At 54.1% G+C, this 512-nt stretch carries 1 pseudogene; it reads left to right on the top strand.

Annotation, left to right across the window (positions count from 1 at the left end):
- Positions 1–281 precede the first annotated feature (281 nt).
- Positions 282–512: pseudogene (locus tag A3730_RS02990) on the top strand (septum site-determining protein MinC); the annotation flags it as partial.

Raw genomic sequence — 512 nt, 5'->3', positions numbered from 1 at the left:
GCTCCGAAGTGACGTTCCGGCTTGCGATGAACCTGCACCGCTGCACAAAAATTAACCAGTGCTCATTTTCACAAAAAGGCAACGCTGACGTTTTTGCGCAAAATGCTGCTTTTTCCAGCAGTTAATCCCCGATCTGCCCAATCTCACAGAGATTTAACATTCAGATCACCCTTTTGGCGCTTTTACGCATGGTCGCTTTCGTCTAGTCTTGCCCAAATTACGCCCCACTGGGCCCGGAGCGCCTTTTTGCCTCCCTTTGCCCCTCGGACAACAGGTCAGTAATGACAGCAGTCGTCGAAGAAAAAACCGCAATCGAATTCAAGGGCCGCATGCTGATGATGACGGTCCTCCAGTTGAAAAATCTGGATGCCAATGTCCTCCACCAACAGGTGAGTCAGCGCCTGGAAGACGCCGCCCAGTGGCTACAGGAAGCCCCCGTGGTAATCGATGTGAGCCCGGAGCTGGATAGCGATCCCGTGGCGCTGATGGCCGCTGTGGATACGCTGCGCAGC

It is taken from the genome of Alcanivorax sp. HI0044 (assembly GCF_001634945.1).
This window is presented reverse-complemented; position numbering and strand designations above follow the sequence as displayed.